Genomic DNA, 15,555 nt, shown 5'->3' on the forward strand with positions numbered 1-15,555 from the left:
GGAGATGAAAATGCTCGGCTAGTAGCCTGTGCAAAATATTAAACGTAGCCGTGCACGGCAAAAAATTATTTTTTTCAGTTAGTTAGCGAAAAAGGTGTTGACTCTTTCGAGCCGCTCCGTAAAATGCGCACCCATCGAAGGCACATAGCTCAGTTGGTTAGAGCACCACCTTGACATGGTGGGGGTCGTTGGTTCGAATCCAATTGTGCCTACCAATTCGAACCCGTCTAGCACGGGACTTAAAAGGCGATCCGAAAGGATCGCCTTTTTTGTTTGGGAATTTTCCGGAGAGCGCAGTGGTGACTCAGACCTTCAGGTCGGCACTCACCCGCATGTACTCCACGTTCTCTTTCCCATGGCTCTTCTGGTAGCGCTTCGAGCTCAGCCTTGGCGCACCTCGCGGGTGGAACAGAGGGAAACAGCCCTCGCAACACGCCGGTGTGGGGGCTGCCGCAGGTAGTTGGTTCGACGGCTTCGAGCTAAGCCGTCAACTACTCAGTCAGTGCGCATACTTGCGCCGAGACATCGGTCAAGCTGTAGCGTCCTACGTCGTCGCGCATTACCCGGCCCACGGCGACTTGCGGATCATGGGTGAAGATGAGCCGGCCATGATTGACGAGGTGGTCGAGCAGTTGTTCCTTCTCTTCGATCAGGCCTTCGGGGAAACGGTCGTAGCCCATTGTGAGGGGCAGGTGAACCCAGGGCGCAGCGGGGATCAGGTCGCCGGCGAACACTACCGGTCCGGCGGGCATGGCGATTTCCGGCAACAGTTGTCCAGGGGTGTGGCCATCGCTCCAGTGCAGTCGCCAGTCGTCGCCGAGCAACTCGCTGCTGCTGGTTTCTTCCAGCAGATCCAGCCTTCCGCTTTCACGCAGCAGTTTGAGCAGTTCCGGGATGTAGGAGGCGCGGTCGCGCGGGTGTGGATTGCACGCGCGCTGCCACTGGCGCTGGCCGGTGACGAAGCGGGCATTGGGGAACAACAGGCGTGGTGGCTGGTTTGCTGCCCAGGGGGCGAGCAGGCCGCCGGCGTGGTCGAAGTGCAGGTGGGTCAGGAGCACGATATCGATATCCGCGTCGTTCAGGCCCGCATTCGCAAGACTGTCGAGCAGCACATGATGCTCCTCCTGCACGCCATAGCGCGCCTTGAGTTCCGGGGAGAAGAACGCGCCGATGCCGGTCTCGATCAGGATGTTGCGTGCGTCCTCCTGTACCAGCAGGGCACGGCAGCCGAGGTCGATACGGTTCTGCTCGTCGGCCGCCATCCAGCGCTGCCAAAGGGACTTGGGGGCATTGCCGAACATGGCGCCGCCGTCGAGCTTCTGGCTGTTGCCCGCCAGGGTGGTGAGGGTTCGCATCAATGGTCCTCGATCAGGAGGTGGACCGTAGTCGGGTCAACTGGCCCGGAGCAGGCAGGAGGACGCCTCTCAACCGTGGCTCAGGTGCGTTCGATAGCCAGGGCCACGCCCTGACCGCCACCGATGCAGAGGGTGGCCAAGCCTTTCTTGGCGTCGCGGCGGACCATCTCATGGACCAGGCTGACCAAAACGCGGCAACCCGAAGCGCCTATCGGATGCCCCAGGGCGATGGCGCCGCCGTTGACGTTGACCTTGTCGGTATCCCAGCCCAGTTCCTTGCCGACCGCCAGGGCCTGGGCGGCGAAGGCCTCGTTGGCCTCGATCAGGTCCAGTTGCTCCAGGCTCCAACCGGCTTTATCGAGCGCCTTGCAGGTCGCGAAGACGGGGCCGATGCCCATGATTGCCGGGTCGACCCCGGCACTGGCGCTGGCCTTGATGCGCGCCAGTACGGGTAGCCCCAGGCTGGCGGCTCTTGCTGCGCTCATCAGCAACACCGCGGCGGCGCCGTCGTTGAGCGTCGAGGCGTTGCCTGCCGTGACGCTGCCGTCCTTCTTGAAGGCCGGACGCAACTTGCTCAGGGCCTGTACGGTCGTACCCTGGCGCGGCTGTTCGTCGACGCTGAACTGGAGGGGAGCGGCGTTTCTCTGTGGGATCTGCACCGGGATGATCTCGGCCTCGAAGCGTCCGCACTCGATGGCCTCACAGGCGCGCTGCTGCGAGAGCGCGGCGAAGGCATCCTGCTCATCGCGTGACAGGCCGTATTGCTCGGCCAGGTTCTCGGCGGTGATGCCCATGTGGTACTGATTGAAGGCATCCCACAGGCCATCCTCGATCAGGCTGTCGACCAGCTTGCCGTGGCCCATGCGCAGACCCGAGCGCGCCTGCTCGACAACATAGGGGGCCAGACTCATGTTTTCCTGCCCCCCCGCGATGATGACCTCGGCGTCGCCGCAGCGGATCGCCTGGGCGCCGAGGATGACCGCCTTGAGACCGGAGCCGCAGACCTTGTTGAGCGTCAGTGCCGGTACCGTATGGGGCAGCCCGGCCTTGATCGCTGCCTGACGGGCTGGGTTCTGTCCGGCTCCGGCGGTGAGTACCTGGCCGAGAATCACCTCATCGATCTGTTCGCCGGCAAGGCCGCTTTGCGCCAGCAGGGCACGGATCACCGTCGCCCCCAGTTCGACCGCGGGGACACGACTCAGCGTGCCCTGAAAACTGCCGATGGCGGTGCGGCTGGCACCAACTATTACCACTTCATGCATGTAGATCTCCTGGGGTAGTGGTGGCGCGGGCCCGGGCTGTGCGCCGCGGGCGACCGGGTCGACGTTGGCTGGCATGCAGCGTCGCCGCCCTTGGCTTTCCGGGCGAGGTCCACGCCTGTCGGGTGGCCTGGTTTCGGCTTCTTGCTGCCCGGGCGGAAGTGGCGGTTGCTGACGCGTGCCTGTACTCGCTAGGGCTGGAATAAAAAAGCGCGGAGCCTCGGTGTAGAACTCCGCGCAACGCTCAATCGTCAGAACTGTTCGGCTCTCAGGCCGAACAGTGGGGTGCTGCCGGCGCGGATACAGGCCTCCAGGCCCAGGGTGCGCGGCAGCAAGCGTGAGAAGTAAAAGGCCGCCGTCGCTTGTTTGGCGGTATAGAACTCATCTGCCTCGGCTTTGGCCTGTGCGACAGCCGCCATGCGTGCCCACATGTAGGCATAGGCGACATAGCCAACCAGGTGCAGGTATTCAACGGAGGCGGCGCCGACTTCGTTGGAATTGTCCTTGGCCTGCGCCAGCAGCCAATCGCTGACGCCTTCCAGGCGCTCGGTCGCGGCCAGCAGCTCATCGCAGAACGGCGTGCCGGAGGCGGCAAAGCTGCGGATTTCGCCGGTAAACAGACGCAGCGAGGCACAGCCATTGGCCAGCACCTTGCGCCCCAGCAGGTCGAGGGCCTGGATGCCGTTGGTGCCTTCGTAGATCTGCGCGATGCGCACGTCGCGTACCAGTTGCTCCTGGCCCCATTCGCGGATGTAACCATGGCCGCCGAACACCTGCTGGCCGTGTACGCAGCTCTCGAGACCGCTGTCGGTAAAGAACGCCTTGGCCACCGGGGTCAGCAGCGCCACCAGTGCCTCGGCATTGCGTTTCTCCTCGGCGTCTTCGGCAAACTTGCTCAGGTCGAGTTGTTGCCCGACATAGCTGGCGAAGGCGCGCCCGCCCTCGGTCATGGCCTTGATGCTGAGCAGCATGCGGCGCACATCGGGATGCACGATGATCGGGTCGGCGCTCTTTTCAGGAGCCTGCGGGCCGCTCGGTGCGCGGCTTTGCAGGCGCTCACGCGCGTAGCTAACGGCGTTCTGGTAGGAAGCCTCGGCGCAGCCGATGCCCTGCAGGCCGATAGACAGGCGTTCGTAATTCATCATGGTGAACATCGCCGCGAGCCCCCGGTTGATTTCGCCGACCAGGTAGCCGCGGGCACCGTCGAAGTTCATCACGCAGGTGCTGGAGGCCTTGATGCCCATCTTGTGCTCGATCGAGCCGCAACTCACGGCGTTGCTGGCACCCAGGCTGCCATCGGCGTTGACCAGCTGCTTGGGCACCAGGAACAGGGAGATGCCCTTGGGGCCGGCCGGCGCATCCGGCAGCTTGGCCAGCACCAGATGGATGATGTTCTCGGTCAGGTCCTGTTCGCCGCCGGTGATGAAGATCTTGCTGCCGCTGATGCGGTAGCTGCCATCGGCCTGGGGTTCGGCGCGGGTGCGGATCAGGCCCAGATCGGTGCCGGCATGGGCTTCGGTCAGGCACATGGAGCCGGCCCAGCGGCCTTCGTACATCGGCGGCAGGAAGGTACTTTTCAGTTCCTCGCTGGCATGGGCGTCGATCGCCAGGCAGGCGCCGGCGCTCAGAGCCGAGTAGAGCGCGAAACTGGAATTGGCGGCGTAGAGCATCTCCTCGAACTGCACGGCGAGCATTTTCGGCATGCCCATGCCGCCGTACTGCGGGTTGCCCGACAGGCCGACCCAGCCGCCGCCGATGTAGGTGGCATAGGCCTCCTTGAAACCGCTCGGCGTGGTGACCTGGCCATCCTGCCAGCGGGCTCCTTCTTCGTCACCGGTGCGGTTGAGCGGGGCGATCAGCTGGCCGGTGACCTTGGCGGCTTCTTCGAGAATTGCGCTGGCGGTTTCGGCATCCACGGTCTCGGCCAGGGCCGGCAGGCGTGCCCACAGGCTGGGGGCCTGGAAGACTTCATGAAGGACGAAATGCAGGTCGCGCAGGGGGGCATTGAATTCAGGCATGGCAGTCTCTTTGCGGCAACCGCCACTGGTCAGTGGCGCAGGGTTTAACGAAGGGCCCACCCGCAGGCGGGCCCGCTCAGGCTCAGTCGGCTTTAGGGGTAGGGCTGGCGGCAGCGCTGCTGGTGAAGCGCAGCAGGTGCGTGCGCTCCACCAGGATGTACAGCGCTGCTCCGGCCGCGAGGCCCCAGCCTGCGCCGTACACGGCGAGAACCACGCCCGTGGTGCCGGCGATACCGCGCTCGGTGTTGTTGCTCAACTGCTCGAAGCCGACCATCAAACAGATATAACCGGTGAGCATCAGGGTCAGTGACAGGGCGATCGGCAGTACCGGTTGGAAGAAGCTCACCAGCGGCAGGACGAACAGGGCGATGAAGCCGGTGATCCAGAAGGTGCCGGCGCCGCTGTAGATCGAGTCCATGGCCTTGCGCCCGTACTTGTAGCGTTCGGCCATGGTCGCGGCAACTGCGGTCCACAGCGGTCCGGCCAGGCCAGGGTAGGGCGCGAAGAACGCGTGCAGGGCATTGCGCAACGCGGTGACAAGGTGGATGCGGTCGATGTTGTTGTCGATCTTCTCGTCGGTACGCAGTTCATCGGCGCGCTGCATCAGCGACTGGCCGACGATGATGTCGCCGAAGGCAATGATGTAGGCGATCACCGCGGTCGGTACGGCCAGCAGGAAGACTTCCAGATCGGGGAAGCCGACGGTGAACGGCAGGTAGTTCCACATCTCGCCGAATGCCGGGGCGGTGATGCCGAAGCGGATGTCCGGCATCTTGTATTCACCGACCGCGATGCCGATGAAGATGGCGATCAACATGCCCGGGACCATGCCGTAGTTGACGATCTTGCGCGCCAACGGCAGTCGCTCGGTGAGTCCCTTGAACGACACAGAGAACATCAGGTACAGGCAGATCAGGGTGCCCAACACCAGGGAGATGGGGGTGTTGGCCAGGCGCCCGCCGCTGGAGATCTCGCCCATCAGCGCGGCGATGCCGGCGCCGATGATGATGCCGCCCTTCATCGAGTTGGGGATCAGGCGCACCAGCACGCTGCCCAGGCGGGTTGCGCCGAGGAACAGGAAGATCAGGAACACCAGAAACTGCAGGGCGAACAGCGCCTGGATCGCCTGCGGGCCCGGCTCGAAGTTACCGAGAAACAGCAGCACCACCGGAATGCCTGGCGTGATCCAGCCGGGCACCAGGGGGACGCCGAGCAGCGCCGGCAGCATGAAGCCGATGCCGCAGACCACCACGTAGGCCAGGGCGACGTCGTAGGGCAGGCCCAGGTACTTTTCCAGCAGGGGAATCATCGCCAGGCTGACCACGAACATGATCAACGCCTGCAACATCTCCGCGGTTTCCCAGCGGTAGTGAATGAACGGCAGGCGCAGCTTGAAAGGGCCCATCTTCCAGAAGGGTTGTTCAGCACCGTCTTTGCGCTTGATCAGTTGCATCAGGATTGCCTCCGTAGGCACGGCCGTACCCCTCGGATACGTGCCGATTTCTTGTTGTTGTGAAACGGATGGTTAGCGGGCCGCCGGTATCGCAGCGGCGGCCCGGGGTTACAGCGCCTTGGCCATGTCGCGCAGCACGAACTTCTGCACCTTGCCGGTCGAGGTCTTGGGCAGCAGGGTGAAGACCACGGTGCGCGGCACCTTGAAGCCGGCCAGGTGTTCACGGCAGAAACCGATGATGTCGCTCTCGCGGGTACTCAGGTGTTCGGCCTTGAGGGTGATGAAGGCGCAGGGCGTTTCGCCCCATTTCTCGTCGGGGCGCGCGACCACTGCGGCTTCGAGCACGGCCGGGTGGCGGTAGAGCACACCTTCCACCTCGATGGTGGAAATGTTCTCGCCACCGGAAATGATGATGTCCTTGAGGCGATCGCGGATTTCCACATAGCCGTCCGGGTGGCACACGGCCAGGTCGCCGGTGTGGAACCAGTCGCCGTCGAAGGCTTCGGCGGTGGCGGCGGGGTTCTTCAGGTATCCCTTCATCACCGTGTTGCCGCGCATGAAGACCTCACCGACCGTCTGACCATCGCGCGGTGTAGGTTCCAGCGTCTTGGGGTCCGCCACCATCAGGCCTTCAAGGGTGGCGTAGCGCACGCCCTGGCGAGACTTGATTTCAGCGCGTTGCTCCAGTGGCAGTTCATCCCATTCGGCATGCCAGGCGCACAGGGTGACCGGACCATAAACCTCGGTGAGCCCGTAGACGTGGGTGACCTTGATGCCCATTTCCTCGACGGCGCCGATCACCTTGGCCGGCGGGGCGGCGCCGGCAACCATGGCGTTGACTGGGTGATCGATGGCCGCCTTGGCCGATTCCGGCATGTTGACCAGGGCATTGAGCACGATGGGGGCGCCACACAGGTGACTGACCTGGTGTTCGCGGATCAGGTTGAGGATCTTCTGCGGGTCGACCCGGCGCAGGAACACATGCACACCGGCCATGGCGGTGATGGTCCAGGGGTAGCACCAGCCGTTGCAGTGGAACATCGGCAGGGTCCAGAGGTAGACCGGATGATTGCCCATGGCCCAGGTCATCTGGTTGCCCAGGGAGTTCAGGTAGGCCCCGCGGTGGTGGTAGACCACGCCTTTCGGGTTGCCCGTGGTGCCGGAGGTGTAGTTCAACGAAATGGCTTGCCACTCGTCCGCCGGCCATTGCCAGGCGAAGTCCGGATCGCCTTCGGCCAACAGGGCTTCGTAGTCGAGTTCGCTGACAGCCTCGCCCTCGCCGTACTCGGGGTCGTCGACGTCGATGACCAGCGGCGGCTGTTCGAGCAGGGCGACGGCCGAGCGTATGACCTGATGAAACTCTCGATCGGTGATCAGCACCTTCGCCTCGCCGTGCTGCAGCATGAAGGCGATGGCCTCGGCATCCAGGCGCACGTTGAGGGTGTTGAGCACGGCACCAATCATGGGAACACCGAAGTGTGCCTCGAGCATTGCCGGGATGTTCGGCAGCATCACGGCCACCGTGTCTCCCTTGCCGATACCGCGCCCCGCCAGCGCCGAGGCCAGACGTCGGCAGCGGGCGTAGGTCTCGGCCCAGGTCCGGCGAATCGACCCATGAATCACCGCGGGGTAGTGCGGGTACACACTGGCTGTGCGCTCGATAAAGCTGAGTGGGGTGAGGGCGACGTGGTTCACGGCAGCAGGGGCAAGACCCTGTTCATAGATCGACATGCTAGGCACCCGATGGCTGATTATTGGTTTTGTTTCTGACCCGCCCGGCTCGCTCGGAAAGGTCGGCTCGTTGTCAGGTGTACTTTATATACCAATAACCACTCGCTATGGAATATATACCGTAGTCGTATAGTATAAGCACTATACTTGTTTCTGATTGATAGAGAGATAAAGCCATTTTCCCTAGCCGGCGGTATGCTCTGCTCCACCTAATCGCGGAGTCCCCATGACCCATAGCCCTGTTCGCCTGGATACCTGGCTGCGCCTGCAACGTGAAGGCGTCGGCCTGGCTGCCCGCGCAGATGCGCTATGCCAGGTGTTGCTGGGTTGGCCCGAAGTGCGCCAGGCCTTCTACCTGAGCTGGCAGCCCGGCACGCAAACCTACAGTCATGAGGGAAGCGGCCAGCATCTTCCGCCCGGGCAGGGCGATCCGTTGCTGGCCAGCGATCGGCCGTTGTTCGAATGCCTGGCGACCGAGGGATGCCTCGATTTGGCGCGAGTCCGGCAACTCGACTGCTGGCTGTCCGGGCGCTTGCGGCGCGCCGCCATCGATGCGGGACAGGCGTTTTGCCTGGCACTGCAGGCGGGGCAGGACGGGGTGCTGTTGGTGGAGGTGCGCGAGGGGGTGAGCCAGGACTGGATGGGCGCGATCCAGGCACTGCTGCAGACCCTTTCCGCGCTGTCTGGCGACATGCTGCGCGGTTCGCCCCTGCTCGGCTATGACCCCCAGCCGAGTCTATTGATGGATGCCGAGGCGCGGCCGCTGGAGCTGAATGCGGCGTTGTTGAAGTTGTTGGCGCATAGCCCCCTTGGCGAGGTGCTGCGATGCCTGCCGGTGAATCACCAGGCGCTGGTTCGTGCCAGCCTCAACCAGCAGCGGGCCATCGAGGAGGTCGAGGCCAGTTTCGCTGAGCAGGTCCTGGTCTGGACCTTCATCCCTGATCCCCAGGCGCAGCGGGTGCTGGCCCGCTGTCGAGTCGCCACGAGTCAGGTGGTGGCCGAGCGCGAGGCGGCCAAGGCGCGTCGTCTGTACCGGCTGATCACTGAAAACACCACCGACCTGATATCCAGGCACACACCGGACGGCCGCTTTCTCGATGCCTCGCCAGCCTCCTGGACGCTGCTGGGGTATTGGCCGGAGGAGTTGCGCGGGCAACTGGCCCAGGGCCTGTTCCACGCCCACGACCTGGCGCATCAGGTGCAGCGCGCGCGCGATGCGCTGGAGCAAGACGGCTACCACACCATGACCTACCGCATCCGTCACCGCGACGGTCATTACTTGTGGTTCGAGACGGCCTGCCGGGGCATACGTGAAACCTATACCGGTGCGGTGGTCGAAGTGGTCAGCGTGTCGCGTGACATCACCGCGCGGGTGCAGGCCGAGGAAAACAGACGGCGGCTGGCCGAGGTGGTCGAGGCCAATACCGACCTGGTGCTGTTCATCGACTCGCAGGCGCGTGTCACCTACCTCAACCCGGCGGCGCGCCGTGCGCTGCGGCTAGGAGAGCAGCAGCCGATCCCGTCGCTGGCCGAGATACTGCCCAGCGACGATCTGGCGCGACTGGCACGCGAGGGCTGGAGCGCCGCCGAACAAGCCGGGGTATGGAGTGTCGACTCGCGCCTGCAGCCGTCGGCTGGCGGGGGCTCGCTGCCGGTATCGCTGGTGCTGCTGGCCCACCGTGCCGCCGGAGGCGAGCGCTACTACTCGCTGGTCGCGCGGGACATGAGCGAGCGCGAGTTGCGTGAGACGCAGCAGCGCCGGCATCAGGACGAGCTGGCCCATACCGCACGGCTGGTGACCCTTGGCGAACTGGCGTCCGGTATTGCCCACGAGATCAACCAGCCGCTGGCAGCGGTGGTCAATTATGCCTGCGCCAGTCAGCGCTATCTGCAGAGCCTGGGCGACAACCCCCAGGCCGGCGAACGCATCGGCCAGGGTTTGACGCGTATCACCGAGCACGCCAATCACGCGGCGGAGGTGATCAAACGTCTGCGGGCCTTTCTGCGCAAGGGCCAGCGGCGCATGCAGGCCCTCGACCTGGCTGAGGTGGCGCGCGGCGCGGTGCGACTCTGCGCCTGGGAGGCAACCAGCTGCCAGGTGGCGATCGAGGAGCAATTACCGGACAATCTGCCGCTGGTGTATGTCGACCGGGTATTGCTCGAGCAGGTTTTGCTCAACCTGTTGCGCAACGCCATCGAGGCCAACCGCGAGGCCCATTCCGAGCGGCCCTCTCGCATCGAGCTATCTGCCACGGAGCAGGCCGGAGAACTGTGCATTCGCGTGCAGGATCAGGGCGGCGGGGTGGCCGAGGCCGAGCTCGAGCACATATTCACCCCGTTCTACACCAGCAAGGCCGATGGGCTGGGGCTGGGACTGTCGATGAGTCGCAGCATCATCGAGGGTTTCGGCGGTTCACTCGAGGCCCGAGCTGGCGAGGGCGGCGGCTTGTGCCTCGAGTGCCGTTTGCCGTTGGCCCGTACAGAACAACATTCGGAGTGATCGATGCCGCAACAACAGGAACAGCTGGTCTATGTGGTCGACGATGATCAGGGCATGCTCGACTCCACCGTCTGGCTACTGGAGTCGGTCGGCCTAAAGGCCTTGCCCTACACCAGTGGACGGGCCTTTCTCGATGCCTGTGAGCCAGACCGCAACGCCTGCGTGCTGCTCGACGTGCGTATGCCAGGCATGGGCGGCCTGAACGTACAGGAAGAACTGCGCCAACGCGGCATCGAGCTGCCGTTGATCTTCGTCAGCGGGCACGCCGATGTGCCCATCGTGGTGCGGGCGTTCAGGGCGGGCGCGGTGGACTTCATCGAGAAGCCCTACAACGAGCAGCTGCTGCTGGACAGCGTGCAGCAGGCGTTGAGCCGGCGCGCGCCCCCCGTGCGTCACGACACCCGCTTGGCCGAGGTGCAGGCACGACTGGAAAGCCTTACTCCCCGCGAACGTGATGTCCTGTTGCCGCTGGTGCGGGGCTACACCAATCGGGAAGTGGCCGAGCAGTTGGAGATCAGCGTCAAGACGGTCGACCTGTATCGCTCGCGAGTGATGAAGCGCATGCAGGCCGAGACCCTGGCGGAACTGGTCGGCATGGCCATCGCAGCTGGTCTGGTCGACCCGTTGGCGATGCGCTGACGGTATCTCAACCAGGAATGGGGCCATTTCCCAGTCGCCGTGTGAGTCTGCTCAGTTGTTGCTCAGGCGGCTTGTTCCTTGGGCGTCGCCAGGGGCAACGGCGTTGAATGGGTCTCATTGCCAAAGACGACGAGTGAAAAGCCCTGCCCGTACCTTTACCGACGTCCCCAGGGGAGTTCCACGCAAGCTGAGAATTCCGAGCGACATAGGCGGCAGGGGGGTAATGGACAATTGCTGCAGGCCGGCGCCAGGCAGGAGTCGCTGAGCAAGGCTGGTGGGCCGAAGCCTATGTGGTCTGTACCGCGCATCAGTTCGAATATCTTCGCCTTGCAGGCTCGCCAACCGAGACTTTCGTAGGGTTTTGCTGCGGCCAAAGCAGTATTGCCGGTGCGGCGCCCGGCGCATGAAGCTGAGGTGTCGAATTCCGCCACAAGCTGACCCACCGATGCCTACGACCTTTCCAGTGCCGACAAACTCCGCGCTAGAGCCGCTCCGCCGGCAGCTGGACAATGGCCTGGGCGTGACCCTGCTAAGTCAGCCGGGCACGCGCAAGGCCGCGATCAGCCTGCGGGTGGCGGCCGGGAGTCACGACGAACCGCGGGAATACCCGGGCCTGGCACACTTTCTCGAACACCTGGTGTTTCTTGGTGGCGCCGGTTTCACTGCAGAACAGCGTTTGATGCCGTTCGTCCAGGCCTGCGGCGGACAGGTCAATGCATCGACCCAGGCGCGGCACACCGATTTCTTCTGCGAGGTTCCGGCGGAGCAGCTCGGTGAGGCGCTGGCGCGACTGATCGATATGCTTGCCCGGCCGCTGCTGACACCTGAGGCGCAACTGCGCGAGCGTGAAGTGGTGCATGCCGAATACCTCGCCCGTAGTCAGGATCCAGAGACCCTGGTGGCGACAGCGCTGACTCAGGCGCTGCCCGCGGGTCATCCTTGCACGGCATTTCTCGCCGGCAATCGCGGCACCCTGGCGGTGGAGAGCGCTGGGTTCCAGCAGGCGCTGCGGGCGTTCCATCGGCGCTTCTATCAGGCAGGCCAATGTTCCCTGGTGTTGGTCGGACCACAGCCGCAGGCACAGCTGCTGGACCTGGCCGAGCGCTACGGCACCGCGCTGCCGCGCGGGAGGCAGGAGCTGCCCGTGCCGCCCGCACCCTTGTTGCCGCTGCGCGCGCGCCAGCTGCGCATGACCCTGGCGGGCAGCTCGCCCAGCCTGCACCTGGGATTTGCCTTGGAGTTGCCGACGCCGCTGGCGCCCGGCGCTCTGGCCACGGCGCTGGGCTATCTGCGGACCTGGCTGCTCGACGAGTCCCGCGGTGGCCTGCGCGACAGCCTGCGCACGGCCGAGTTGTGCGCGGGAATGGATGTGCAGGTGTTGTACCTGCACGAGCGGCAGGCGGTTTTGCGGCTCGGCTTTACCGCTGTGAGGGATGCCGAGCGGGGGCGCGCAGAGATTGCCGCGGCGCTGCGGAACTGGCTGGGCTTCTTTGCCGTTGCGGGCGAGCGCCGCGACCTGGTGTCACGCTATGGGGCCATTCAGCAATGGTCTCTCAGCGGTTTGCCGGCTCTGGCATTGGCCCGCTACTGGCAGGCGAACCTGGACAACCAGCCCACCGCGTTGCGCGCCTTGGGCACCGCCGGCCTGGTGGCGTTACGCGCCGTACTCGGGCAGATGCGGGCGCCTGAGCGTGTCATCAGCCTGTTCGCCGGCCCCACGGAAGTCGCCTACTGGCCTAGTGCAGGCTTCGCCTTGCGGATGATCACCGAGACCGCGCCGCTGCCATCGTCGATTCGCCATTGGGGTTGGCACCTGCCGCAGAGCAATCCGCTGCTGCGGACCGATCCGCTCTCGGTTACGCAGGCGGTTGCCGCCAGCTGGCGTTGGTTGCAAGCACCCCTGGAGAGGGAGGGCCAGGGCGCGCTGCACTGGCGCTTGTGTTTCGAGGAGCAGTTGGCGCCCGCGGACCTGCTGGACCTAGTGGAGATCCATCTGGCCCGAGTACGAAGCCAGGGCGCGCAACTGGGCGTGACGCTGCAATGGACCGCCGAGCACGGCGGCCTGCAGCTGTGCGCCCTGGGATCGTCCGCGCTGTTGCCCAGGCTGCTGGCGCTGGTGCTGCACCGGCTGTCGACCGCCGCAGGGCGCGGCGCGTGCTCGCCAGAGCCGCGTGTTACGAACGGGCAGGTGCCGATCCGCCAGCTGCTGCGGCGTCTGCCGGAGCTGTTCCATGTTCCGCCGAGCGGCGTTTCGCCACTGGGTGCAGAGCGTCTGCCGGGTTTGCTGCAGTGGACGCGCCTGGAGGGGCAGGGGGTCGGTCTCGATGCTGCCGGTCGGGCTGCGGTCGAGGAACTGTTCACCGAGGTCACCGAGCTGCTGGCGCCAGCAGCGCCAGCGAGCGTTCATCCGGGGCTCTACTGGCGCAATGCCGGCCTGGGTGGCGAGGAGTCGGCACTGCTGCTGTTCTGTGCGCAAGCGGCCAGCGATGCCGCCAGCGAGGCAGGCTGGCGTCTGCTGGCGCAGCTCTACCAGGGGCCCTTCTTCCAGCGCCTGCGCAGTGAGCTGCAACTGGGCTATGCGGTGTTCTGCGGCTATCGCCAGGTCTCGGGGCGGCGCGGCATCCTGTTTGCCGTGCAGTCGCCCCACGCCTCGGCGTCGGAAGTGCTCGGGCATATCGAGGCCTTCCTGGCGCGGCAGACCGAGCGTCTTGCCCTCTTGGGCGACGATGAAGTCGCTATCGCTGCCGCCGAGGTGGCTCGCCAGCTGGGCGAGCAGGCCGCCAGCATGCCGGACTGTGCCGAACGCCACTGGCAACAGCACCTGGCGGGCCTGCCGCAGGAGCAGGCCTGCGCCGTGCAGCGGGCGCTGCTGGCGTTCAGCGGGCACGAGCTGCGCCGGTGCCACCGGAGCCTCTGTCAGGCGCAAGGCGGTTGGCGGGTGCTGGCCAGCAACGGAACGCCTGGGAGCGATCGGGCAGCGCTGCAGCAGTGATGCAGGCTGACGCAGCCTGAGTCGCAGGCATCGCCTGCAGTACATCCAGCCCACTGCATGGTCCCGCCTCCTGGCCATCCGTCCCATCCGTGCCCGCTACCTACTTCTACGACCTTGGGCCAGGGTCCATTGGGCCCGGGTCGGTCGAGGCAAGCGGCCTACGCCTTGTGCTCAGCTCCGCCGGCTCCGACCAAGGCAGTGGGCAACTGGCACCAAGGCAGCCTGGGGCAGTTGTACGGGTCTTTCGATAATCGCCTCCGACCCGACTGACCTTGCGGTCGTCCCACCTAGCGGAGAGCGTTATGCACAACAACAAGATCGCCAACACCCGGTTTCTGCCCCTGGCCCTGACGGCCGCCATTGCCCTGGCCACTGCCCAGCAGTCCGCCGCCGAGATCGTCCTGTACGACCAGGACGACACCACCTTCTCCACCGACGGCTACATCAACGCCTTCTACGTCAATAGCGACGTCGACCGCGAGGGCGAGCTCAACGACCGCCGCCAGGCGCGGGTGAAGATGGGCTTTCTGCCCAACTGGATCGGCTTCAACTTCGGCAAGCAGATCGATGGCCTGAAGCTCGGCGGCCGCTCCTCGTTCTGGGTAACCATCAACGACAGCGAAACCAACGGCACCGCCACCGCCATCGACGTGCGCCAGTTCTACGGCACCGTGGCCAGCCCGGAGTGGGGGGAGGTGCTGGTGGGCAAGGACTTCGGCCTGTTCTCGCGCTCCAACATCTTCCTCGACGAGATGCTCGCCGGCTACGGCAATGTCAGCGACACCCTGGGCCTGGTCGACGGCACCGGCGTGTCCTTCGGCAACATTGGCACCGGCTACCCCTATCCCTTCCCGACCTCGCAGATCACCTACCGCAACAACAACCTGGCCGAGGGCCTGCGTTTCGCGGTCGGCATCATGGATCCGGTGGACACCAATGACGACAGCGCGTTGGGTCGTTCCTACCAGGAAGAGCCGCGCTTCGAGTCCGAGGTCAGCTACCAGTTCGACCTGGGCGGCGCGACCCTCTATTCCTGGCTCAACGGTGCCTACCAGACCTCGGACAACACCGACAGCAGCGTCGACTCGGTGACCTCCCAGGGCATCGGTTACGGCGTGCAGGCCAAGATGGGCGGCGTCTCGCTGACCGCCTCGGGCTTCCAGGCCGAGGGCATCAACCCCTTCTTCACCAACAACGCCGGCGAGGCCACCCTGCGCGAGATCGACAGCGACGGTTACCTGCTGCAGGGTTCCTACACCTTCGGCAAGAACCGCGTGGCGCTGTCCTACGGCAAGACCGAGGACGACGGCAACGGCCTGGGCAGCGCCGCCGACTACGAGACCCGTGGCATCGCCTATTTCCGCACCATCAACGACAACCTCAAGCTGGTCGCCGAGTACAACCAGTATCAGATCGATGCCGCCGCCGGCAGCGGCCTGGGCGAGGACACCGACACCTTCGCCGTGGGTGCCGTGCTGAGCTGGTAAGCACGGCCTCATGAGCCGGATGGGGGAGGCTCCGTCCGGCTTTTTCATGGGAGGTGGTTATGTGGGAGTTCTGGAGTTTCGGTGGCCTGATCCTGCTGCCGATGAGCGCGATATTCGGCGT

At 64.9% G+C, this 15,555-nt stretch carries 9 protein-coding genes and 1 tRNA gene; 5 read left to right on the forward strand and 5 right to left on the reverse strand.

The features are described from left to right. Positions 1-138: 138 nt before the first annotated feature. A tRNA-Val gene (locus LPB260_RS14325) sits at positions 139-215 on the forward strand. A 276-nt stretch (positions 216-491) separates the two neighbouring features. On the opposite strand, the gene LPB260_RS14330 is transcribed toward LPB260_RS14325, so the two are convergent. From LPB260_RS14330 to LPB260_RS14350, 5 genes are all read right to left on the reverse strand, one after another. Then, on the reverse strand, positions 492-1,355 hold the full coding sequence (locus LPB260_RS14330; protein ID WP_208709734.1) for an MBL fold metallo-hydrolase: 864 nt from the start codon (positions 1,353-1,355) through the stop codon (positions 492-494). A gap of 80 nt (positions 1,356-1,435) precedes the next feature. Beyond that, positions 1,436-2,617, reverse strand: coding sequence for an acetyl-CoA C-acetyltransferase (locus tag LPB260_RS14335; RefSeq protein ID WP_208709736.1), 1,182 nt, complete (start codon positions 2,615-2,617; stop codon positions 1,436-1,438). 248 nt (positions 2,618-2,865) lie between these two features. Beyond that, the gene (locus tag LPB260_RS14340) at positions 2,866-4,632 is read right to left on the reverse strand and encodes an acyl-CoA dehydrogenase C-terminal domain-containing protein (protein WP_208709738.1); all 1,767 of its coding nucleotides are present in this window, start codon (positions 4,630-4,632) and stop codon (positions 2,866-2,868) included. 82 nt (positions 4,633-4,714) lie between these two features. Next, on the reverse strand, positions 4,715-6,085 hold the full coding sequence (locus tag LPB260_RS14345; protein ID WP_208709740.1) for a solute carrier family 23 protein: 1,371 nt from the start codon (positions 6,083-6,085) through the stop codon (positions 4,715-4,717). A 108-nt stretch (positions 6,086-6,193) separates the two neighbouring features. Continuing rightward, a complete protein-coding gene (locus tag LPB260_RS14350; RefSeq protein WP_208709742.1) occupies positions 6,194-7,816 on the reverse strand; it encodes an acyl-CoA synthetase in 1,623 nt (540 codons plus the stop codon). 226 nt (positions 7,817-8,042) lie between these two features. Here LPB260_RS14350 and LPB260_RS14355 point away from each other — a divergent pair, with 226 nt between their 5' ends. The 4 genes from LPB260_RS14355 to LPB260_RS14370 all read left to right on the forward strand — a co-directional run bounded on the left by LPB260_RS14355 (position 8,043) and on the right by LPB260_RS14370 (position 15,434). Continuing rightward, positions 8,043-10,316, forward strand: a complete 2,274-nt coding sequence (locus tag LPB260_RS14355) for a PAS domain S-box protein (protein WP_208709744.1) — start codon at positions 8,043-8,045, stop codon at positions 10,314-10,316. 3 nt (positions 10,317-10,319) lie between these two features. Then, on the forward strand, positions 10,320-10,955 hold the full coding sequence (locus LPB260_RS14360) for a response regulator transcription factor (RefSeq protein WP_208709747.1): 636 nt from the start codon (positions 10,320-10,322) through the stop codon (positions 10,953-10,955). Between the two features lie 403 nt (positions 10,956-11,358). Beyond that, positions 11,359-13,947 (forward strand): pyrroloquinoline quinone biosynthesis protein PqqF, encoded by a 2,589-nt coding sequence (pqqF, locus tag LPB260_RS14365; protein WP_208709748.1) that lies wholly within the window; start codon positions 11,359-11,361, stop codon positions 13,945-13,947. A 302-nt stretch (positions 13,948-14,249) separates the two neighbouring features. Continuing rightward, positions 14,250-15,434 (forward strand): porin, encoded by a 1,185-nt coding sequence (locus tag LPB260_RS14370; protein ID WP_208709750.1) that lies wholly within the window; start codon positions 14,250-14,252, stop codon positions 15,432-15,434. Positions 15,435-15,555 lie beyond the last annotated feature (121 nt).

The sequence above is a fragment of the Pseudomonas sp. LPB0260 genome (assembly GCF_013388395.1).